General features: G+C 72.2%; 15 protein-coding genes. 10 read left to right on the top strand and 5 right to left on the bottom strand.

Annotated elements, in window-relative coordinates:
• The first annotated feature begins 87 nt into the window (after positions 1-87).
• From AB0C03_RS02490 to AB0C03_RS02475, 4 genes are read left to right on the top strand one after another with little or no spacing between them, the layout of a single operon-like run.
• Entirely contained in the window at positions 88-3,273 is a 3,186-nt protein-coding gene (locus AB0C03_RS02490; protein ID WP_357633723.1) for an FtsX-like permease family protein, read from the top strand.
• Entirely contained in the window at positions 3,270-5,978 is a 2,709-nt protein-coding gene (locus AB0C03_RS02485) for an FtsX-like permease family protein (RefSeq protein ID WP_357633720.1), read from the top strand. The genes AB0C03_RS02490 and AB0C03_RS02485 overlap by 4 nt, the downstream gene beginning before the upstream one ends.
• Before the next feature lies 1 nt (position 5,979).
• The gene (locus AB0C03_RS02480) at positions 5,980-6,975 is read left to right on the top strand and encodes an ABC transporter ATP-binding protein (protein ID WP_030336210.1); all 996 of its coding nucleotides are present in this window, start codon (positions 5,980-5,982) and stop codon (positions 6,973-6,975) included.
• A gap of 11 nt (positions 6,976-6,986) precedes the next feature.
• On the top strand, positions 6,987-7,712 hold the full coding sequence (locus AB0C03_RS02475; RefSeq protein ID WP_051708782.1) for an ABC transporter ATP-binding protein: 726 nt from the start codon (positions 6,987-6,989) through the stop codon (positions 7,710-7,712).
• A 290-nt stretch (positions 7,713-8,002) separates the two neighbouring features.
• On the opposite strand, the gene AB0C03_RS02470 is transcribed toward AB0C03_RS02475, so the two are convergent.
• From AB0C03_RS02470 to AB0C03_RS02455, 4 genes are read right to left on the bottom strand one after another with little or no spacing between them, the layout of a single operon-like run.
• Complete coding sequence (locus tag AB0C03_RS02470) at positions 8,003-8,536, bottom strand: hypothetical protein (RefSeq protein ID WP_357633716.1); 534 nt, start codon at positions 8,534-8,536, stop codon at positions 8,003-8,005.
• A gap of 25 nt (positions 8,537-8,561) precedes the next feature.
• Positions 8,562-9,014 (bottom strand): GNAT family N-acetyltransferase, encoded by a 453-nt coding sequence (locus AB0C03_RS02465; protein WP_357633714.1) that lies wholly within the window; start codon positions 9,012-9,014, stop codon positions 8,562-8,564.
• Between the two features lie 21 nt (positions 9,015-9,035).
• Positions 9,036-10,607, bottom strand: a complete 1,572-nt coding sequence (locus tag AB0C03_RS02460; protein ID WP_051708781.1) for an alpha/beta hydrolase — start codon at positions 10,605-10,607, stop codon at positions 9,036-9,038.
• 58 nt (positions 10,608-10,665) lie between these two features.
• The gene (locus tag AB0C03_RS02455) at positions 10,666-11,781 is read right to left on the bottom strand and encodes an ATP-dependent DNA ligase (protein WP_210866452.1); all 1,116 of its coding nucleotides are present in this window, start codon (positions 11,779-11,781) and stop codon (positions 10,666-10,668) included.
• Between the two features lie 135 nt (positions 11,782-11,916).
• Here AB0C03_RS02455 and AB0C03_RS02450 point away from each other — a divergent pair, with 135 nt between their 5' ends.
• Complete coding sequence (locus AB0C03_RS02450) at positions 11,917-12,129, top strand: hypothetical protein (RefSeq protein WP_030336201.1); 213 nt, start codon at positions 11,917-11,919, stop codon at positions 12,127-12,129.
• A gap of 112 nt (positions 12,130-12,241) precedes the next feature.
• The gene (locus AB0C03_RS02445) at positions 12,242-12,664 is read left to right on the top strand and encodes an SRPBCC family protein (RefSeq protein ID WP_357634469.1); all 423 of its coding nucleotides are present in this window, start codon (positions 12,242-12,244) and stop codon (positions 12,662-12,664) included.
• A gap of 95 nt (positions 12,665-12,759) precedes the next feature.
• Here the strand turns inward: AB0C03_RS02445 and AB0C03_RS02440 are convergent, their stop codons facing one another.
• Positions 12,760-13,680: a DNA-3-methyladenine glycosylase family protein gene (locus tag AB0C03_RS02440; RefSeq protein ID WP_030336199.1), complete on the bottom strand. Its 921-nt coding sequence runs from the start codon at positions 13,678-13,680 to the stop codon at positions 12,760-12,762.
• Positions 13,681-14,183: 503 nt separating this feature from the next.
• Between AB0C03_RS02440 and AB0C03_RS02435 the strand changes: the two genes are divergently transcribed.
• From AB0C03_RS02435 to AB0C03_RS02420, 4 genes are read left to right on the top strand one after another with little or no spacing between them, the layout of a single operon-like run.
• Positions 14,184-16,043, top strand: a complete 1,860-nt coding sequence (locus tag AB0C03_RS02435) for a stealth family protein (RefSeq protein WP_156057864.1) — start codon at positions 14,184-14,186, stop codon at positions 16,041-16,043.
• A complete protein-coding gene (locus AB0C03_RS02430; protein ID WP_156057861.1) occupies positions 16,033-18,021 on the top strand; it encodes a PIG-L family deacetylase in 1,989 nt (662 codons plus the stop codon). The genes AB0C03_RS02435 and AB0C03_RS02430 overlap by 11 nt, the downstream gene beginning before the upstream one ends.
• On the top strand, positions 18,018-19,667 hold the full coding sequence (locus tag AB0C03_RS02425; RefSeq protein ID WP_210858789.1) for a stealth family protein: 1,650 nt from the start codon (positions 18,018-18,020) through the stop codon (positions 19,665-19,667). Before AB0C03_RS02430 ends, AB0C03_RS02425 begins: the two co-directional genes overlap by 4 nt.
• Positions 19,664-21,907, top strand: a complete 2,244-nt coding sequence (locus tag AB0C03_RS02420; RefSeq protein WP_357633706.1) for a glycosyltransferase family 4 protein — start codon at positions 19,664-19,666, stop codon at positions 21,905-21,907. The genes AB0C03_RS02425 and AB0C03_RS02420 overlap by 4 nt, the downstream gene beginning before the upstream one ends.
• Positions 21,908-21,929: the final 22 nt, after the last annotated feature.

The raw sequence follows: 21,929 nt of genomic DNA, 5'->3' as shown, positions 1-21,929 counted from the left end.
TAACGATCAAGTAACGGGCGCGAACCTTTCCCGGTAGGTGGCCTGTCTTGATGGTCGTCGGCCCGCCAGGGCCAGGGGAGGCGTCGGATGAAGCTGGTGTGGAGGCGGGCCCGGGAGGCGCGCGGGTTGCTGATGGCGGCGGTGATCGCTGCCCTCGTCGCCGTCGCGTTGGTCACGGGACTGTCCGACTACAACCGTCGGGCCGTCGACGCCGGGCAGCGGGCTCTCGTCGCCGCCTCGCCCGCCGAGGAGCGCGGCCTACTGGTCAGTGGCTCGGGCGGGCGGGACGCGGCGGAGTTCGCAACCCGGGACAAGGCGGTCCGCGCCGAGTTCGCCACCGGGCTCGGCGGCGTCCCGGTCGCTGTCACCGCCGCCCGGTACGGCACCGGCCGGGAGCTGACCGGCGACCTCGGGCAGATTCCGCGTACCGCCGACGAACCGGTCTTCGCGAGCCTGGCCACGCTCGACGACCTCGCCAGCCACGCCGAGCTGACCAGCGGTGCCTGGCCCCGCCCCGGAGCCAACCCCATCCAGGTGAGCCTGCCCGAGCGGGTCGCCGGCACCCTCGGCCTGACCGTTGGCGAACGCGTCCCGGTGCGGGACCGGGCCACCGAACGACGGGGAGAGTTGGTGCTCGCCGGCACCTGGCGGCCCCGCGACCCGACCGACGCGTACTGGCTGCTGGCCCCCGGCGTGGGAGCGGGCAGCGCCGGTTCCGGCACCTCGTACGGCCCGTTCACGCTCGACCCGGCGGACTTCGCGGCCACCTTCCCGGGCTCCGTGTCGGCGTCCTGGCTCGCCCAACCGGACCTCGGCGGCGTCGACACCGCCGACCTGCCCGCCGTTCGGAAAGCCCTCACCGAGGCGTTGTCGGCAGTGCCCGAGGCTGCCCAACTGGGCAGCTCCGGGCAGGCGGTGACGAAGATGGCGCAGCTGCTGGACCGGATCTCCCGCGCCGACCTGGTGGGTCGCTCGTCGCTGGCCACCCCGCTGCTGCTCATCCTGGTGCTCGGCGGGTACGCGCTGGTGCTCGTCGCCGCGCTGCTGCACGAGGACCGTCGCCCACAGACCGCGCTGCTACGCGCCCGTGGCGCCGCCCGTCGGCAGCTGGCCGGCCTGGCCGCCCGGGAGGCGACCCTGGTGGTCGCCCCGGCGGCCGTGCTCGGTCCGCTGATCGCCGGTGAGGCGCTGCGGTACATCCGGCCCGGCGGGTCGAGTGACCTCTCCACCGCCGGCGGCAACACCACACTGATCTGGGCGGCGGCAGCGGCCACCGCGGCCGGTTGCCTCGTCGCCATGGTCCTGCCGACGCTGCGCGGCGCCGGGACGTACGTCGCGGACATGGCGGCCCGATCCCGCCCGAACCGGGCCGCGAGCGTCCAACGCGCCAGCGTCGACCTGGTGCTGGTGGCGCTGGCCGTGCTCGCCTGGGTGCAGCTACGCCGCTACGCCTCGCCGCTGGCCGGCTCGGGCGGTCGGCTCGGCCTCGACCCGCTGCTGGTCGCCGCCCCCACACTCGGCGTGCTGGCCGGTGCCGTGCTGGCGCTGCGGGTGCTCCCACCGCTCACCCGGTTCGCGGAGCGGTTCGTCGACCGTCGTCCGTGGACCGCCACCATGTTCGGCATGTGGCAGGCCGGTCGGCGTCCGCACGCCGGCCCGGTCCTGCTGCTCGCCCTCGCCGTCGGCGGCAGCACCCTGGCCTGGTCCCTGATCAGCACCGGCGAGCGGTCCCAGGTCGAGCAGGCCGGCTACACGGTCGGCGCCGACATCCGCGTCACCGAACGGGCCGGGGGAGCCCCGCCGACCCGGACCGGTCAGCTCGCCGCGCTGCCGAGCGTGGACCGGGTGCTGCCGGTGTGGCGGGACGAGATCCGGGTCGGCCGGCAGAACCTGCCGGCGACGGTGATCGGCGTCGACCCGACCAGCGCCCCGGGCGTCGTCCTCCTCGCCGACCGCCTCGCCGACGGGTCGGCCTCCGAGCAGTACCAGCGCATGATCGATGAGCGTGCGGCACCAGCGGGTATCGAACTGCCCGCCGGGGCGCGCGCCGTCACCGGCACCGTCCGTACCCCGGTGAGCAACGCCGCCCGGCAGGTCCGGGTCGCGGTGACGCTGCTGGTCACCAGCCCCGACGGGCTCGCGGTACGGTTGCCGGCGACCAACGCCGACGGCGACGGTCGGGCTACCCGGTTCACCGTGCAGCTGCCCGACCTGGGTGGGGCGCGGCTGCGGTTGGCCGGATTCGAGGCCGACGGCGGGCTGGCGGCCGGCAACGCCTACCGACTCGAGATGGACGATCTGAGCGTGGTCATGGCCGACGGCGCAACCCAGCCCGCCGACCTTGGCGGCGACTGGGTGCTGGCCGCCCCCGGCGAGGCATCCACGCCGGTGCGGACCAACGGCGCCGGGTTCGCCGCCGTCCACGACGTGGAGGTGATTCCCGGCGGGCAGTTCGCGTACCAGCCGCCGACACGGTTCTCCGTCGTGCCGGGCGGGGACAACAAGCCCGTACCGGTGCTGATGACCCCGCAGGTACGCGAGGCGCTGAGCATGAACGTCGGCGACACCGTCGACCTCACCCTCTCCGGGGCGACGTTGCCGGTGCGACTGGTCGGTGAGCTCAGCGCCGTGCCGACCACCACCGCGGCCGGCGTGCTGCTGGACCTGCCCGCGGCGGTCGACGCGCTGATCCGTAGCGACGGGATGGTGCGACCCGTACCGGAATGGTGGATCCGCACCGCCGACGCGAACGCCGCAGCCCAGGCGGCCAGCGAACTCCCGGGCGTCACAGTGCTCAACCGGGAGGCGGCCATCGAGGCGGCCGCCGACGACCCGTACTGGCGCGGCTCCCGTACCGGAATGCTCGCCGCCGCGCTCGGCGCGGTGCTGCTCGCCATCGTCGGCCTGATGGTGGACGTGTGGGCGACCGCCCGGCGACGGCTCGGCGAGTTCGCGGTCCTGCACACCCTCGGCGCCACGCCCCGGCTGATGGCCCGGGCGCTGCTGGCCGAACAGACGTTCCTCGCCGGCATCGGCGTGGGCGTCGGGTTGCTACTCGGCACCGCCGTCGGCGCGACGATGGCCCCACTGGTCATCCTCACCCCGGCCGCCGGCCGGCCGGTCCCCCCGGCGGCGTTCGCGCTGCCCTGGGTGCCGATCGGCCTGACCGCGGTCGGTCTGCTGCTGGCGGCGCTCGCCTTCAGCGCGTTCATCGCCACCGGCATCCGTCAGCGGGTGGCGGCGGCGCAGCTGCGAATCGGGGGAGAACGATGAGCGTCGGGGCAGCCGTCCGGCGGGTCCGGGCGTACGGGGGGCAGTTCCTGCTGTTGGCGGTGCTGACCCTGGTGGTCACGCTGCTGATCAGTGGGGTGCCCCGGCTGGTCAACCGGCTCGCCGAGCAGGGGTTGCGAGCGCAACTCACCAGCGAGCCGGCGGAACGCCGGGACCTCACGTACACCAGCACCATGGCGCCCGCCCCGTCGCAGCGGACCGCGATGGGCAACGCCGTGGAGCGGTTCAACACCCTGGCCGCGGAGATGCCAGAGCAGGTGCGCTCGGCGGTGACCGAGCGGTGGTACAGCGTCGAGACCCAGGCGGCCCGGGTGGTCGGACCGGATCTGGCGGCCCGCAACCTGCTGCTCGACATGGGCCTGCGGGCCATGCCCGACATCCAGGGCGCGGGCACCCTGGTCGAGGGCGCATGGCCGAGCGAGACGTACGTTCCCGACCGGCCGATCGAGGTGGCGCTCGACGTCGACGTGGCCCGCAAGCTCAACCTGCGCGCCGGGAGCCAACTGCGCATCGGCAACACCGATGACAAGGGCAACCTCGTCGACGGTTCCCCGCTGCTGGTGTCCGGGCTGTTCAGCCCCGTCGACCGTTCGAACGGCATCTGGGACGCGCTGCCCCAAATGTTGCAGATCATCGAACCGGTGGGGGACGGCCAGCCGTTCATCATCACCGGCGTCGTCGCGCAGTCGGCCCTCAACAAGCGGGCTGTGGAGGGTTGGCCGATCCAGTCGATCTGGCGGTACCGCCTGGGCGTCGACCGGATCGACGCCCGCGAGCTGGACCAGCTGATCGACGGCCTGCAGGTGATGCAACGCAACCAGCCTGCGGACCTCGCCCTGACCCAGGGCGTCGACGTTCCGTTGCGCGCGTTCGCCGCCCAGATCGACGCGGTCCGCACCCTTCTCGCGGTGATCGCAGCCGGCGTACTGGCCACCCTGGCCGGGCTCATCGTGCTCGCAGCAGGTCTCGCCACCAGACGGCGTCGGTCCGAGTTCGTGCTGCTGCGTGCCCGCGGCGGCGGGGCCACCGCCGGCGCCCGGCGCAGCCTCGCCGAGTCGGTGCTGGTGGTGCCGGTGGCCGCCGTGCTGGGCTGGTGGCTGGGCACCCTGGTCCCCGGCGCCCCCGACCCGACAGTGCCGTACCTCATCGCGGTGACCGTGCTGGTCACGCTGGCGCTGCCGTTGGCGACGCTGGCCGTACCGGCTGGCGCAGCGGCGCGCCGGGACCTGATCCGGGTGCGCCCGTCGGCCCGTCGACTCACCGTGGAGGTCTCCCTGCTGCTCCTGGCCGGGCTCGCCGCGGTGCTGCTGCGCCGACGGGGGCTGACTCTCGGCGAGGTGGACCCGCTGCTCGTGTCGGTGCCCGTGCTCCTCGCGGTCGCCGCCGCGGTAGTGGCGCTGCGGGCGTACCCCTGGCCGTTGTTGCTGGTCAGTCGGCTGGCCGCGCGGACCCGGGGCAGCGTGGCGTTCCTCGGCACGGCCCGCGCCGGCCGCGCGGCGGTCGCCGCCCCGCTGGTCGTGGTGGTGCTGGCGATCGGCACCGCCGCGTTCTGCGCGGTCGTCGCCGCCGGCGTCGACGCGAGCCGGGAACGCGCCGCCGCGCAGCTCGTGCCCGCCGACGCGGTGATCCGGGGGGAGCGCTTCGCACCCGACACCGTCGACGAGTTGGGTCGCCTGCCGGGGGTCCGGGCCGTCACCCGGGTGCTGTACGAGGACGATGAGCGGCTGGCCGCCGACGAGGTCGGCACGGACGCCGCCATCGGGCAGACGGACGTACTGCTGGTCGACGGCTCGGGGTTGGACCTGGTGGCCCGCCAGTCCCAGGTGGACCTGTCGATTCCGGCCGCGCTGCGCACCGCCCTGCCCGGCCCGGGTCCGCTGCCGGCGATCGTCTCACCGGCGATCGCCGCCGACCTGGCGAAGGCCGGGCTGGCCGACTCCGCCTTCGTCGTGGTGCAGGGCGAGCGGTACGAGTTCCGGGTGGCCGGCACCGAGGCCGGTTTCCCGATGCTGGCGGCGAACGCCAGCCGGTTCGTGATCCTGCCCTGGCAGGCCCTGCCGACGCGGACCACCACACCCGTGCCGACCAGCCTGCTGATCGCCGGGGACGCACTGGACGCGGAAGCGCTGCGCGTCGTCGGCGACCAGGGCCAGGAGCGCTACCAGCGCGACGGCGCCGTCACCGGTCGGGAACGGCTGATCGGGGTCACCGTCGACACCCGGGCGGACGTCCGCCGGGATCTCGGCGAGGGCGGGGCGAACGGGGTGCTGGCCTTCGGGTTCCTGGGCGGTGCCGTCGGCGGCACCCTGCTCGGACTGTTGGCCATCGCGTTCACAGTGCTGGCCGGCGCGCGGTCCCGGGGCCAGGTGCTGTCCCGGCTGCGCACCCTCGGCCTGTCCCGCCGTCAGTGGCGAGGGCTGCTGCTGGTCGAGTTGACCCCGCTGGTCGCGGTGTCGGTGCTGACCGGTGCGCTCGTCGGCGCGGTCCTGCCCCTGCTGCTCAACCCGGTGCTCGGCCTGTCCGCGTTCACCAGTGGTGTGCCCGTCCGGGTGGCGTTCGAGCCCAGTCTGGTCGCCGCGGTGCTCGCGCTCGGGGCGGTCGCCCTCGGCTTCGCGGTCGCCGTCGAGGCCTTGAACAACCGCCGGTTGCGCCTCGGAGAGGTGCTTCGGCTCGGAGAGGAGAGCTGAGATGACCGCTACCGCCCAGACGCCACTGGTGCCTGACCTGGCCGCGCTGCAACAGCGGGCAGCGCTTCGCGCCGCCGAGCGGGCCGGCGGGCAGGACCGTCTCCGCGGGCACATCGTCTGCGACGGCCTGGTGCGCATCTTCAAGACCGAGGGGGTGGAGGTCGTCGCCCTACAGGGGCTCGACCTGGTCATCGACCGGGGTGAGCTGGTGGCGATCGTCGGTGCCTCCGGTTCGGGCAAGTCGACCCTGCTCAACATCCTCTCCGGCCTGGACACGCCGACCGCCGGTATCGCCCGGGTGGCCGACTACGACCTGCTCTCGCTGTCGGCCAAGCGGCGGCTGAGCTACCGGCGGCAGCTGGTCGGGTTCGTCTGGCAGCAGACCGGCCGCAACCTGCTGCCGTACCTCAACGCGCTGGAGAACGTCGAGCTGCCGATGCAGTTGGCCGGCAGGCGCAGCCGCAGGGCTCGCCGGGAGCGGGCCCGGGAACTGCTCGACCTGGTTGGCGTGGGCTACTGCGCCGACCGGCGGCCGGGGCAGCTCAGCGGCGGCGAGCAGCAGCGGGTCGCGGTGGCGGTGGCGGTGGCCAACGACCCCGAGGTGCTCTTCGCCGACGAGCCGACCGGTGAGCTGGACGAGGCGACCGGCGCGGAGGTCTTCGCGGCGCTGCGCACCATCAACGCGGAACTGGGCGTGACGATCGTGGTCGTCACCCACGACCACGCCGTGGCCACCCAGGTCCGCCGGACCGTCGCGATCCGCGACGGCCGAACCGCCTCCGAGGTACGCCGGACCGCCCGGATCGACGCGGACGGCAACACGGAGTTGGTCAGCGAGGAGTACGCGGTGCTGGACCGCAACGGTCGGATGCAGCTGCCGGCGGCGTTCGTCGACGCGCTCGCGCTGAAGGAGCGGGTCCGGCTCGACCTGGAGCCCGACCATGTGCAGGTACGGCCCGGCGACCGGGCCTCGGAGGATCGGGGGGCGCGGGCATGAGCCAGCGGAACATGGTGGTGACCGGCGCGACCGGCTTCGGCGGCGGGCTGACGACGAACTCCGACGAGGTGGTCCGCGTCAGTGGGGTCAGCCGCACCTTCGGCCGGGGTGAGCACGCCGTGCACGCCGTGCGGGACGTGTCCTTCACTGCCGGGCGAGGCGAGTTGGTGGCCATCCGAGGCCGCTCCGGGGCCGGTAAGACCACGCTGCTGAACCTCATCGGCGGGCTCGACCGACCGGACAGCGGTCAGGTGGTGGTGGCCGGGCACGAGGTGACCTCCGCTGGGGAGGCGGAGCTGCTGCGGCTGCGCCGGGGCACCGTCGGGTTCGTGTTCCAGACCTTCGGGCTGGTGCCGATCCTCTCCGCCGCCGAGAACGTGGGCGTGCCGTTGCGGCTGGCGCAGGTGCCGGCTGCGGAGCGGGAAGAGCGCGTCGCGGTGCTGCTGGAACTGGTCGGCCTGGGCGGGCACGCCGCGCAGCGCCCGTACGAGCTCTCTGGCGGGCAGCAGCAGCGGGTCGCGGTGGCCCGGGCCTTGGCCAACGAGCCGGACCTGCTCATCGCCGACGAACCCACCGGTCAGCTCGACTCGGAGACCGGGCGGTCCATCATGGACCTGCTGCGCGCGGTGGTGCACGCCCGCGGCATGACCGCACTGGTGGCCACGCACGATCCGGCCCTGATCGACCTCGCCGACCGGGTGCTCGTCCTGCGCGACGGTCGTCTGGTCGACGGCTGAGCGCTGTCGCCGGCTGGCGCTGTCGGGCGCTGGCCGCTGTCGGGCGCTGGCCGCTGTCGGGCGCTGGCCGTTGTCGGGCGCTGGCCGTTGTCGGGCGCTGGCCGCTGTCGGGGGCTGGCTGCTGTCGGCTTGTCGGGCGGCCGGCGTGACAGGTAGGGCATGGTGTTCGCGCCCACTGTGGAGCTGATGTCGTAGCTGAATCGCGGCGGTGAATCGTCTACGACATCAGCTCCAAAGGGCCCGGGGGAGAAGTGCTGGCCCCCGTCCGGCATCGACGGCGCCCGGCCCGGTCAGGGCTGGTTGCCCTCGGGCTGGTTGCCCCCAGGCTGGATGCCCTCGGGCTGGTTGCCTCCGGGCTGGTTGGTCGGTTGGTGGCGCTCGGGAAGCGCGCCGGCGAGCGGGATCAGGAGGCAGCCCACCAGGGCCAGCACGATGCCGGGGCCCGGCGCGGTCGAGAGCAGCTCGTGGCCGACGAAGGGATCCTCGGCCTCGAAGTACCAGTACACGCCGGTGAGGCTGCCGCAGGCGAGCGCGTTGGCGATGAGCAGTCCGCGGCTGGCCTGCCGCCACACCCGACGAGCGGGACCCTCCGTGGTGGTCAGCGAGAGCACCGCGCTCCCGGCGGCGATCACCGCGAAGGGCAACGCCCAACCGACCAGCCGTGCGCCCGGGACGACCTCGGTCCGGTCGGGGTACACGCTGCGCCACCCGGGCAGCCAGAACGCCGCCACCAGCAGCACCACCCCGACCGCCAGGAGCAGCAGACCTCGCCGACGCCGTGGTGGGCGCTGCTGCGGGCTCCCGGGGCTCCTCGGCTGGCTCATGGCGGCGAACGTAGCCCGTGTGCGGTCAGAGGGCGAGCTTCATGCCCTCGTGGCTGGCCACGAAGCCGAGGCCCAGGTAGAAGCGGTGCGCGTCGGCGCGGGTCTTGTCGGTGGTGAGCTGCACCAGCGCGCAGCCGCGCTGCCGGGCCTGGTCGATCGCCCAGGTCATCAGGTCCCGGCCCAACCCCTGGCCACGTCGGTCGGAGCGGACCCGGACCGACTCGATCAGTGACCGCTCGCTGCCGTGCCGACCCAGACCCGGGATGTAGGTGATCTGCAGGCAGCCGACCAGGTCGCCGCCCTGCTCGGCCACGATCAGCTGGTTGCGCGGGTCGGCGTCGATGGCCGCGAACGCCCGCTCGTACGCCTCGTCGACCTCGGTGAAGTCGCGGGCCTTGCCCAGCACGTCGTCGGCGAGCAGGGCGATGACGGCGGGCAGGTCACCCCGGACCGCCTCCCGGTAGATCAGATCGGTCATGCCGGGAGCCTGTCACACCGCTCAGCGGGGCGGGCAGCGCAGGCCCTCCCGGGGGACCGTCAGGTCGAGCAGGTAGGCGTCGACCGCATCGGTGATGCAGGACGTCTGCGGGTAGGCGGTGTGCCCCTCGCCCTCCCAGGTCAGCACCCGGCCGACGCCCAGCATCGACGCGAGGCGGGGGGTCTGCTCGTACGGTGTCGCCGGGTCGCCGGTGGTGCCGACCACCACGATCGGCGGCGCGCCGTTCGCCTTGCCGGTCGGGTACGGGTCACGCCCGCCCGGCCACTCGACGCAGCTCAACATGCCGACCGCCAACGCCGGCCCGAACAGCGGATACTTCGCGCGCCACTGCGACTGCAACTGTCGGATCTGCTCCCGGCTCGGCTTCTCCGTCTCGTCGGCACAGTTGATGGCCAGGTTGGCGTCGAACAGGTTCGAGTAGTGCCCGTCGTCCTCCCGGCCGGCGTACGCGTCGGCGAGCCGGAACACGTCCTTCGGGTCGCCCTCGGCCAGCTTGTCGATCGCCTGTGCCAGCTCCTGCCAACCCGACTCGGTGTAGAGCGAGGAGATGACGGCGTAGAACACCCAGCCGGCGGTGGCCTCCCGCCCGTCCGCGCCGCGTACCGGGGAGACCTTGGCCTTGTCGATGGCCGAGGTGACGGCCGCGCGGGCGTCCGGAGCGATCGGGCAGCGGCCCGCGTTCGCCGCGCACCAGGTGGTGAAGTTGGTGAAGGCCCGTTCGAAGCCGCGGGCCTGGCTTTCCGAGCCCTCGACCAACCGTTGCTGCGGGTCGACCGCGCCGTCGAGCACCAGCGCCCGCACCCGCTGCGGGTACAGCTGGGCGTACGTGGCGCCGAGCAGGGTGCCGTACGAGTAGCCCAGGTAGGTGAGCTTGTCGTCGCCCACGGCGGCGCGTACCGCATCCATGTCCCGGGCGGCCTGCTCGGTGCCGTACAGCGGCAACTGGTCGCCGTACCGGTCGCCGCAGCCGCGCCCGATCCGCTGGCTCAGGCCGACGAAGCCGTCGAATGCCGCCTGGCTCGCCGGGTCCGGGTCGTAACCGAAGCTGGCGTCCAGGTCGGCGTCGGAGATGCACTTCACCGGGCTGGACCGGGACACCCCGCGCGGATCGAAGCCGACGATGTCGAAGCGCTCGGTGATCGACGTGGGCAGCCCGCCGAACTGGGGGCCGAAGGACAGGTAGACGGCGGTGTCGACGCCGGACCCGCCCGGACCGCCCGGGTTGACCACCAGCGAGCCCACCCGGTCGCGCTGCTTGGTGGACCGGGCGCGCAGCAGGGCGATCTCGAAGGTCTCCCCGGCGCCCGGGCCGGTGCTCGCCCCGCCGCCGGTGCCCCAGTCACGGGGCACGGCGATGCGGGTGCACTCGTAGCGCATGTTCGGCGCGCTCCGCCCGACCAACTCATCGGGCACCTCCGGGCACGGCCGCCAGGTGGGTGCGCTGCCGGTCGGGGCAGCCGCGCCCTCCACCTCGGTGCGCGGCGCGAACGCCGGCAGCGTGCAACCGGCGGTGAGCAGCGCGGCGACGCCGAAGGCGACGAGAGTGCGACGGACCCGGCGGCTGGTCGCCATCCGAGGCTGGTCGGCGGTGCGGGTCACGTGGTCCTCCGGGATCGGGTCGACGGCCAGGCTACGCCGGGCCGGTGGCGGCGCGGTCCACGGTGGCCGTCGGATCGCCGCGCAGCACCTGGTCGACGTCGAAGCGGATCGGCCGGTCGAGCTGGTCGTAGCGGCAGGACCGGGGGTCGCGGTCCGGGCGCCACCGGACGAACTGGGCGGTGTGCCGGAAGCGTTCGCCCTCCATCGCGTCGTAGCCCACCTCGACCACCAGCTCCGGGCGCACCGGCTCCCACTCCAGGTTCTTCGTGCCGGTCCACCGGCTCACCCCACCCGGGATGCGTTGGCCGCGCTCGTGGTCGCCGTGCACCCACGGGTGCTCGCCGCCGGTGTCCCGGTAGGGCGCCAGCTCGTCGAGCAACTCGGTGCGGCGGGCCATGCTGAACGACGCGCTCACCCCCACGTGGTGCAGGACCCCGGCGTCGTCGTACAGGCCGAGCAGCAGCGAACCGACCACCGGGCCGGACTTGTGCCAGCGGAAGCCGGCCACCACCGCGTCAGCGGTGCGGGCGTGCTTGACCTTGAACATCAAGCGCTTGCCCGGCTCGTACGGCAGGTCGGCCGGCTTGACGATCAGACCGTCCAACCCGGCGCCCTCGAAGACGTCGAACCAGCGCCGGGCGGTGTCCGGATCGGTGGTGACCTGGGTGACGTGCACCGGCGGACGCACCCCGGCCAGCGCCTGGACCAGCCGCTCCCGGCGGCGCGGGTACGGCTGGTCGAGCAGCGCCTCGTCACCGATGGCCAGCAGGTCGAAGGCGACGAAGTCGGCCGGGGTGGTCTCGGCCAGCATCTTCACCCGGGACGCGGCGGGGTGGACGCGCTGGGCCAGCAGCTCGAAATCCAGCCGGGGCTGGCCGCTCGGCCCGTCGCGCCGAATCACGATCAACTCACCGTCGACCGCGCACCGCTGCGGCAACTGCCGGCGGGCCTGCTCGACCACCTCGGGGAAGTAGCGGGTCATCGACTTGCCGCCCCGGCTGGCCAACTCGACCTCGTCGCCGTCGCGGAACACGATGCAGCGGAACCCGTCCCACTTGGGCTCGTAGGTCACCCCGGGGGTGGTGGGCAGCTTGGGAACACTCTTGGCCAGCATCGGCTCGACCGGAGGGTTGATCGGCAGGTCCACGCCGACCAGTCAATCAGACGGTGCCGACAGTCGTGAGGCAGATCACCGTGGGTGCCGGGGCGGCGTGTCCGCCTACGCGTCGCTCGTCCCGACCGGGCGAATCGAATAACCCCAGGTCAGAGCTACTTTCGCGAGGTGTCCGAGTGGGTCTGTGACTGCTGCGGGCGGTGGCGGGTGAGCGTCGAGCTGATCCGGGGCCGCTACCGCTTCCGGCTGACCCGCCGTTACCCGGAGCGGTTCGGCGGTGGCCGCAACGTGCTGGGCGAGGTCGGTTCGGTGCCGGAGCTGGAGGAGCTGCTGCGTCGGCGTACCCCACTCACCCTGGCCGACCTGCACGAGGCCGCCTGACCGCGGGCCGGCCGCCGGCCTCCACTGAGGAGGCTCGGACTGTCACAATGCTCGCGGCGGCCTCGTCCGTACCCGGGGCGGTGCCGAGCGGCGCCGCCGGGGAGGAAACGTGATGCGGTTCGAGGCCGATACCGAGATCGCCGCGGACGCCAAGCAGGTCTGGGCGGTGCTCGTCGACGTGGGGAGCTGGCCCGAGTGGACCGACTCGGTGACCCAGGTCGAGCGGGGGGAACCGGGGCCGCTCGCCGTCGGCGCGACCGCCCGACTGACGCAGCCGAAGCTGCGGCCGGCCCTCTGGCGGGTCACCGAGTTGACCGAGCGGCGGGAGTTCGTGTGGGTTTCCGGCGCGCCGGGTGTGCGGACCACGGGGGAGCACCGGCTGCTGTCGCTGCCCGACGGGCGTACCCGCGTCGAGCTGGCCATCGACCAGTCCGGTCCGCTGGCCGGCCTGATCGGCCGGCTGTACGGCGGGCTGCTCCGCCGTTACCTGCGGATGGAGGCCGACGGGCTCCGGCGTCGCTGCGAGCGGGGCTGACAGTCGGGCTCTCCCGCCGCCGCATCGGTGGGTGCAGGCTGGGCCGTACCGTGTCGGCTCTGCGCCGGCCGGTGAGCGCGTCCGCCCCCAACGGGTCAGTAGCCGGCGAACGAGCGGATCGGGGCCCGAGGGCCGTACTTCGGCGCCCGGATGCCGGCGGCCTCCAGTAGCAGACACACCCGGCCCCGGTGACCTCGGAACGGCTCCAGCAGGGCCAACATCCGGGCGTCGTCGCCCCGCGGTTCGCCGGCCAGCGCCCAGGCCACCGTGTTCGGGATGTGGTAGTCGCCGACGCTGACCGCGTCCGGGTCCCCGTAGGCGATCCGGACCACCTCGGCGGCCGTCCACGGCCCGATGCCGGGGATCGCGGTGAGCCGACGGGTGGCGTCGGTGGCGTCGGTGCTGCGCTCCAGGCGGTCGGCGAGCGCCGCGGCGCGACGAAGCGTGTCGGCCCGACGCTGTTCCACCCCGAACGGGTGGAACACCCAGTACGGGGTGGCGGCCACCGCGGCGGCCTCGGGCGGTAGGAGCAGCGGCTGCAGCGGCCCGGGAGCCGGTTCCCGGAAGTGCCGCACCATCGCCGCGTACGCCCGGTAGGCCTCCTTGCCGGTGACCTTCTGTTCGAAGACCGCGCGCAGCAGCCGGGGGAAGACCTGCCCGGTGGCGGGCATCCGGAGCCCTCGGTGCTCCCGGGCCAGCCGGGCGACCAGCGGGTGCGCCGAGGCCAGCTCGGTGAAGCCGGTCAGGTCGTCACGCAGCCCCGCGATCGCGTCGGCGCGGGCGAGGACGTGCTCGGCCCCCGGCCCGTACCCCTCGGCGAGCAGCTCCCCGCCGGCCGGTCGCAGCGCGAGCGTGGCCGGACCGTCCGGGGTACGGGTCGCCCACCAGAAGGTGCCGGCCGCCACCCGGGCGCACGGGTCGTACGGGCTGAAGGTGAGCGCGCGGACCGAAGCGGCCAGCCGGTAGCCGACCGGTGGGTGCAGCACCCTCGTCGCGGCGGGTCCGGTCTCGGTCACCCCGCTACTCTGCCAGGTCACGGCAGCGGCCGGCGATCGGCCGTACCGGTCGCACGCGGAGTTGAGCAGCTTCGCGAGGGTACGTTCGGTCGACCGACCCGGTGTCATTGAACCACCCGAATGGCCAGGATTATCTTCTCGAATACCCCCATACCGCCCTTATGCCATTTTTGCCTGTAGGCCAGGTATCGATCATGTGGTTATTTGATGGCCTGCAGGTAACATGCACTGCCCCGGGCCACCTGCGGCGGCCAACGTCGTCCCTCACGGGAGAACACGGTCCGGCCCGGAGATCGGTGTCCGCCGCCAGCCGCCGCCAGGCGACGCGCGGTTGACGCCAGATCGCCACGCGGTGCCAACGGGGGATCTGTGGAAAGGCATGCAGTGATGGCCGCACGGGTGTGTGTCGAATCATCGCGAGTGGGACGTCGCCCCGCCAACCGTACGCAGGGCTGAACGGTGCCCGCTGACGAGGCGGCCGTAGCGAACGGACGGCCCAGCGCATGATCGCCCTGAAGATCTACCGACTCCTGCCGTCACCGGCCCGGCGGCGACTGCTGGGCATGCTGCCCGCGCACCGGCGGATGGGCCTGGTGCAGACGCTCTCCCGCCCGCGCGGCGGCGACACGGTGCATCCCCTCGGCGCCCGGGTGGCAGTGACCGACGGTGGCGTTCGCACCCGGGCCGAGGTCGTCGCCACGGCGACCCCGTTGCAGCAGTGGCACCGAAACCTCACGGCCGTCACCACCGCGCTGCACGCGGCCGGCATCGAATACCACTGCATCCGTAACGACGACCACCTGCGCAGCACCGTCGCGGTCCTGGACGACCACCGGCCGGCGGTACAACGCCTGATCCGCTCCGCCCCCGCACTGGCCGGCGCGGACGTCCGGGTGGTGCAGGTCCAGCCCCGTCGGGACCAACCGGACGCCACCCCGACCGAGGTGATCCAGGTCTGCTTCCCGGTGACCGACACCCGCGCCGGTGTGGTCCTCGGCGCGCAGTTCGCCTGCGAGATCGAGTTCTGGAGCCGGCACGGGGACATGGTCCGCGCGCCGCGGCGCAACGGGGTCGTCGACGAGGCACCCGCCCGGGCTCAGCCGGTCCGGGTGGCGGCGGCGCTGATGAGCCACTTCGTGCCCGAGGCCGACGACCACACCTACGGCACCCGCCGGGACCTGGCCGTTCGAGCGCCGGACCGGATCGGCTTCCCGATCGACGCCGTCTACACCTGGGTGGACGGCTCCGACCCGCAGTGGCTGAAGCGGAAGTCGCTGGCGCTCGGCGCCCCCGAAGGCCCGCTGCACGCGGTCGCCGCGAACTCCTCGCGCTATCACAACCGCGACGAGCTGCGGTATTCGCTGCGGTCGCTGCACAGCTTCGCGCCCTGGCTGCGGCGGATCTTCCTGATCACCGACAGTCAACTGCCGAGCTGGCTCGACCCGAGCCACCCGATGATCACGGTCATCTCGCACGCCGAACTCTTCGCCGACCTCGGCGGCCGGTCGTCGTACAACTCGCACGCCATCGAGTCCCGGCTGCACCGCATCGACGGCCTGTCCGAACACTTCCTCTACCTCAACGACGACGTGTTCCTCGGTCGCCCGCTGCTGCCCAACCACTTCTTCCACGCCAACGGGATCGCGAAGTTCTTCCCCTCACCGGCCCAGTTCGGCCTGGGCGAGGCGAAGCCGGAGGACCCGCCGGTGAAGGCCGCCGGGAAGAACAACCGCCGGCACATCCAGCGGCAGTTCGGCGTGACCATCACGCAGAAGATGAAGCACACCCCGTTCGCGCTGCGCCGCAGCATCATGCAGCAGATCGAGGGCACGCTGCCGGACGAGGTGATGGCCACCGCCCGGCACCGGTTCCGGCACCACGGCGACCTGTCCATCCCGTCGTCGCTGCACCAGTACTGGGCGTTTTTGACCGCGCAGGCCGTCCCCGGCGACATCGAGTACGAGTACGCCGACCTGGGCCACCCCTCGACCCCCGCCCGACTGGCCGAGCTGCTGGCCCGCCGCAACCGCGACGTGTTCTGCCTCAACGACACCGACTCCGACCCTCGGACGTTCGCCGAGCAGGAGCGGATGCTGGCCGACTTCCTGCCGCGCTACCTGCCCTTCCCCGCCCCGTTCGAGCTGCCGGACGACGTGGTGGCGGAGCGGCGGAGCGTGGGCGCCGGGGAGCTGTACCGGCGCTCGTACCGCTCGGTGCAGGACGCCCGTCGGGGCGCCCCGATCGACGCTCCCACCATGCCCAACAACATGCTCAACACGGTCACCGACTTCAAGGCGGTTCCAGACCGGAGGAACCGGCCCTACCGAGGACCCGACCCCGTTGGGGAACGCCGTGACGTCTGATCGCCAGCTCAGCGGCAGCCCACGGTCCATGGCGATCGTGGCCCATCAGGACGACGACCTCTATTTCATGAACCCGCTGCTCGTCAACCAGCTGCGCCACAGCCAGCTGCACGTGACCGTCTGCCTGACCGCCGGTGAGGCGGACGGACGTAACGCTCCGGCCGGGTCCGAGGCACATGCCGCGCTGCCGGTGAACTTCGAGGGCTTCGCCGCCGCCCGATTCAACGGGCTCCGGCGCGCGTACGGGGAGATGGTTCTCGGCGATCGGGACGCCAAGTGGCGCCGGGATGCGGTCACCGTGGGTCCGGGCATCGAGGCGGATCTCTCGACACTTGTCGACGCGCCACAGATCCGGCTGGTGTCTCTCAACCTCTGGTGCACGCCGCCCCCCAGCTCGCCAAGCGAGGCTGGCCCACTGCAGCGCCTGTGGACCGGCGAAGCAACCGTCACACCGACCATGGTGCCGCTCGGTTCGCCGGTCTCCGGGAGCTTCGTCTACTCCCGGGAGAGCCTGATCGGAGCGCTGCTGCACCTCCTGCGCGAGGTCGAGCCGACGTTGCTGTGGACGATGGACCCGGACCCGGACCGTCAACTGCACGACAGGGCGAACCCGCAGCACGCAGACACCGGTGACTACTCCGACCACATTGCCCACACCGTCACTGGACTGTTCGCACACGAGGCGGCCCAACGGTGGTTCGCCGAAGGGGGTGGCAAAGCCACGTCCGTCGAGGCGTTCCGCGGCTACTACGTCCGGCGGTGGCCGTCCAACCTCAGTCCCGAGGCGCGGGCAGTCAAACAGCGGTACAAGGACATCTACGGCTGGGCGGACGGTCTGCCCGCCGACGGTCCAGTGGGCCGCGGTGACCGCAAGGTCGGGGGCGACGCGATCGGGGGTGGGAACGCGTCAGGCACCACCTTGCGCTATCCCGGCTCGCAGGCATGGTCCGCGCCGGGCCCGAACGGCAGGTTGTCAGCCTTCGCGGTACGCGGCGGCCAGGTGGTCCACTGGCAGCAGACCGACACCGGTGCGTTCTCCCCAGGACGGGAGCTCGCCGGCGCCGGGTTCCTGCCGCACGTCGTCGGGCTGGCCGCCGCGGACGGTGGCTGGCGGCTGTTCACGGTGCGGCAGAAGATCACGGCTGAGCCCGATCGACACGTTCGTGACATCTGCACGACCGTGCTGCCGGCGGCCCCGGGTGACACGGACGTCCGCTGGGAGTCGCTCGGCAACCCCGCCGGGCTCGACGATCCGTCGAAGCGTCGGCACCTCGGCATGCCGCACGCCGTCCCGCTGCCCGGCGGTGGCGTGCTGCTGCTCGTCCGCAACGCCGACAAGGGACTGAGTTGTCGGTTGCACGACGGGACGTCCTGGACGCGGTGGCAGGATCTCGGCGGCCGGGACGTCCAGGACGGCCTGACCGCGGTCGCGCTCGACGGCCACATCGTGGAGGTCTTCGCCGCGGCGCGTACCGGGACCGCACGTTGGCTGGTCTCCGTACCGGAACTCACGGCCGAGTACGCCGTGCTGGAGACGGAGGCACCGGCGGGTCCCCCCGCCGTGACGCGGCTGCCTGACGGCGAGCGGCTGCTGCTGTTCCGACGACGGGACTCGGCGTCGTTGTTGTCGTACCGCACCCGGGGGGCCGGTCGGGAGTGGGACCTGTCGACGGCGGCCGACCTCGGCGGACACGGCGGTCCCGGCCCGCTGAGCGTCCGGTACGTTTCCCGGGCGGGCGCGGTCCTGCTCGCGGTCCGCGACGACGCTTCCGGTTCCAGCGTCGCCTGGTTGGACCCGGACGGGTCGACGCCCTGCCGATGGTTTCGTGAGGCGACGCCGATCACCGGTGGGCACGCGGTGCAGGTTGACGGCAGCGGCCGCCCCGTCGTCCTGGCCGTGTCGACAGCGGGTGGCCTACGCGTCTCGCGACCGCAACGATTCGGATCGTCAGTGACATCGATGAAGGAAGTGCCGTGAACAACACGCCGGTGGCACCGCAGCGCGCGGTCGTACCATCCCGGGCCGTCAACGTGGCCGGGTCCGTGCCGGCGGGCGGCGCTGGGCATGGCCCGGGCGAGCTGCGTGAGGTCCTGGTCGACGGTGGACGTCGTACCGCGCACGTGCATGCCGACCTGACTCCGATCCTGGGGCGTCAGCTGAACGTCGACGCGGTGAGCGGCGCGCTGGAGGCGCACGGGGTGGACTACTTCCTCGTGCGCGGCATGGACGACCGGACGCCGGTCATCGGCGTGAGTGAGGTCGACCGGTTGGCCGCACTTGGCGCACTGGAGAAGCTCGGCGGGGCGGAGACCTGCTATGTGAGCCAGGTACTGCCCCGGCCGCCGATCGTCGGCGGGCTCACCGACGCGTCGGAGGCGCCGGCCTGGACCGAGCTGTACGCCGCGCAGGCGATCAAGCTGACCTGGTTCCGCGCGGACCCGAGCCTGAAGCTGATCCTGGGCCCGGCGTACGGCTGCGACATCGAGTTCTGGAAGCCCGACCGGAAGGCCGGACTGCTCCGCTCGCCCCGGCCCAACCGGATGATGCGGGCGGTGGCACTGGACGGCACGCCGGTACAGGTGGGCGAGCACCGGCTGAGCCGCCTCGCGTCCCCGGTGAAGTGGCACCCGCCCCGCCGTAGCCGCCCCGAGTTCGACCACCTGCTCCCGGACGACATCGACTTCCCGATCGACGTTGTCTACACCTGGGTCGACGGCGCGGATCCAGAGTGGCAGCAGCGCCGCGCGGGCGTCCGTGGCGAGTCGTTGCACGCTGAGGCGGCGAGTGAGTCCCGGTACATCAACCGGGACGAGCTGAAGTTCTCGTTGCGGTCTCTGCATCTGAACGCGCCGTGGGTTCGCAACATCTACATCGTGACCGACCACCAACGGCCCGCCTGGCTCGACCTGAGCGCTGGCAACATCTTCCTGGTCAACCACGAGGAGATCTTTGCGGCCCCGGACGCGCTGCCGACCTTCAACTCTTGCGCTATCGAAAGTCAGTTGCATCGCATCGACGGCCTCGCCGAGCATTTCCTGTACCTCAACGACGACATGTTCTTCGGTCGCCCGCTGGCGCCGCAGACGTTCTTTCTGGCCAACGGCAACACCAAGTTCTTCCTGTCCCAGAACCGAATTCCGCTCGGCGAGATCAGCGAGTTGGACTCCCCGGTGGACGCGATGATCAAGAACAACCGGGCACTGATCGAGAAGCGGTTCGGCCGTACCCTCACCCAGGGCAGCCAGCACGTGCCCTATCCGCTGCGGCGCAGCATCCTCGCGGAGATCGAGCGGGAGTTCCCGGTCGAGCACGAGGCCACCATGCGCAGTCGATTCCGCAGTGCCAACGACCTGACCATCACGTACTCACTGCACCACTACTACGCGTTCCTGACCGGCCGCGCGCTGCCCGGTCGCGTCAACTACGGCTACGTCCAGCTTGCGGTACCCGACCTGGAGGCACGGCTGCGCCGGGCGGAGGCACGGCGGGACTGGGACACCTTCTGCATCAACGACGCCTACTCGACCTTCGCCCAGTTGCAGCACCAGATGACCATCCTCGAACCGTTCATGGAGGCGTACTTCCCGGTCCCCAGCCCCTACGAACTGAGGACCATCGGGTGAAGTTCGCCTTCCTGATCCACAACATGTACGGCGTGGGCGGCACCAACCGAGCCGTACTCAACCTGGCGACCGCCCTGGTGGGCCAGGGTCACGACGTCGAGATCGCCTCCGTGTTCCGCCGTACCGACCAGCCGATGTTCGACATCGATGACCGGATCGCGCTGGTGGCTCTCGTCGACACCCGGCCGCGACGTCCCGACCGGGCCGATCCCCAGCTTCGGGAGCCGTCCCTGCTGGTGCCGAAGAGCGAGGAGTTCCACACCCAGTACAGCCGGCTCACCGACGAACGGATGATCGGCTATCTGCGCTCGACCTCGGCTGACGTGGTCGTGGGAACCCGGCCGGGCATCAACCTGGTGGTGGCGCGGCACGGCCCCGACCACGCGGTCCTTGTGGCGCAGGAGCACATGACACAGGACCTGATCGATGACGCGTTGAAGGAGGAGATCCGGCTCTCGTACGACCGGATCGATCTGGCCTTCACGGTGACCGAGGCTGACGCCGCCGCGTTCCGTTCCGGCAATCCGGTACCCCACACTCGCGTCGAGGCGCTGCCGAACAGCGTTCCCCAGCCCACGGTCCCGCCCACCGACGGGTCCAACCGGATCGTGGTCACCGCCGGGCGGCTCGACCCGATCAAGCGGTACGACCGGCTCATCGCCGCCTTCGCGAGGATCGCCGGCGACCACCCGGACTGGAAGTTGCGGATCTACGGCGACGGCCCGCAACGCCCCGCGCTGACCGCACAGATCCGTGAGTTGGGCCTGTCCGACCAGGTCCAACTGATGGGCCGGCGCGAGGACATGTCCACGGAGTGGGTCAAGGGCTCCATCGCCGCAGTCTCCTCAGAACGCGAGTCGTTCGGCATGACGATCGTGGAGGCGATGCGGCTCGGCCTTCCCGTTGTCAGTACCGACTGCCCGGTAGGCCCCCGGGAGATCATCCAGCACGGCGTCGACGGCCTGCTGGTCCCGATGGACGACATCAACGCCTACGCCTCCGCGCTGCGGACGCTGATGAGCGACGACGACCTCCGGGCCAGGCTGGCCAAGCTGGCGCTGGTGAACGCGGCGCGGTTCGATCCGGACACGCTGGCGGAGTCCTTCGCCCAGCAGTGCGCCGCCGTGCTGGCTGAGCGAGGCCCGGCAACCGGGCGGCCGTCGCGGGTCACCCGGCCGGCCAAGGGACCGAGAACCGGCCGTTCGGTGTTGGCTCGTGGCGGTGAGGTGGTCCGGGAACCTGGTCTGGCGCGGCTGTTGGGCGACCCGCTGCTGCGCGGGATCGCCGGCAGCGACCTGGCTCGCCGGGCGAGCATGGGTGCTCTGGTCCGCCTCTCCCGCATCCGGCAGGCTCGGGCCACCTCCGCACGGTTGCAGAAGGCGATCCGTCGGCGGGCTGCCGCGCCGGGCGCTGGGCCGAAGGTGAACTGCCAGGTGTTGCCGGACCACGGTCTCAGCCTGCATGTCAACGCGTCCGGGCTCGCGGCGGGTGCGCACCTGCTCCTGCGCGACCGCGACAGCGGGCAGAAGGTGCGGATGCCACTGGAACCACAGGACGACGGGATCTACCAGTCGGTGGTGCTGCCCGCCGACGCGCTGCCGGAGGGCCGCTGGAACGCGTACGTGCAGCCGGTAACGGGGGCACGCCAGCGACTGACGCCCGACCGGATCGACACGCGGGTACTCGCCGGCGGATACCAACCGGTGGATGGTCCGAGCGGTGCAAACCCGATCCGTGCGCACCTGCCGTACCGCACGGCGGACGGCTTTCTGGCCGTACGCAGTTGGGTGCGGGAGGAGCACGCGGAGGTGCGGCGGATCGCGCTCAGCGGCGAGCGGGTGTCGATCGAGGCCGTCTGGTGCGGTTCGGGCACCCCGGACCGGGCCGTGCTGCACCGACGCGGCCACCGCGAGGGCATGGTCTCCGTGCCGGTTCTGCGGACCCGTAGCGGTCATCTGCGCATCGACGTGGCCGTGGACGAACTGGCCGCACACCGACTGGGCCGTTACGAGGACTGGGATCTCTGGCTACGGCGAGCCGACACGGATCGGGAGGTCCGCTTGGGTCTGCTCGTCGACGACGTGGTCGACAAGAAGCTCGTCTACAACTATCCGGAGATATACCTGGTGGACGACCCAGGACTGGAACTCGTCGAGGAGGACCCGGCGCCACTGCTGCGGGTCCGGCCGTACTACACCCGCGACAGCGAACTGTCGATCGTCGTCGTTGACCGTCCGTGAACCCGGACGCAGGGAAGGGACA

This window comes from Micromonospora parva, from assembly GCF_040649675.1.
Lineage (GTDB): Bacteria > Actinomycetota > Actinomycetes > Mycobacteriales > Micromonosporaceae > Micromonospora > Micromonospora parva.
Note: the sequence above shows the minus strand (reverse complement) of the source record. Positions and strands in the feature narration are given on the sequence as shown.

What these genes read in the sequence shown, in the direction of transcription:
- AB0C03_RS02465 (WP_357633714.1), bottom strand. Translation starts at nt 9,014, where the DNA reads ATGACCGATCTGATCTACCGGGAGGCGGTCCGGGGTGACCTGCCCGCC.
- AB0C03_RS02435 (WP_156057864.1), top strand. Translation starts at nt 14,184, where the DNA reads ATGATCGCCCTGAAGATCTACCGACTCCTGCCGTCACCGGCCCGGCGG.
- AB0C03_RS02485 (WP_357633720.1), top strand. Translation starts at nt 3,270, where the DNA reads ATGAGCGTCGGGGCAGCCGTCCGGCGGGTCCGGGCGTACGGGGGGCAG.
- AB0C03_RS02445 (WP_357634469.1), top strand. Translation starts at nt 12,242, where the DNA reads ATGCGGTTCGAGGCCGATACCGAGATCGCCGCGGACGCCAAGCAGGTC.
- AB0C03_RS02460 (WP_051708781.1), bottom strand. Translation starts at nt 10,607, where the DNA reads ATGGCGACCAGCCGCCGGGTCCGTCGCACTCTCGTCGCCTTCGGCGTC.
- AB0C03_RS02470 (WP_357633716.1), bottom strand. Translation starts at nt 8,536, where the DNA reads ATGAGCCAGCCGAGGAGCCCCGGGAGCCCGCAGCAGCGCCCACCACGG.
- AB0C03_RS02480 (WP_030336210.1), top strand. Translation starts at nt 5,980, where the DNA reads ATGACCGCTACCGCCCAGACGCCACTGGTGCCTGACCTGGCCGCGCTG.
- AB0C03_RS02490 (WP_357633723.1), top strand. Translation starts at nt 88, where the DNA reads ATGAAGCTGGTGTGGAGGCGGGCCCGGGAGGCGCGCGGGTTGCTGATG.
- AB0C03_RS02475 (WP_051708782.1), top strand. Translation starts at nt 6,987, where the DNA reads ATGGTGGTGACCGGCGCGACCGGCTTCGGCGGCGGGCTGACGACGAAC.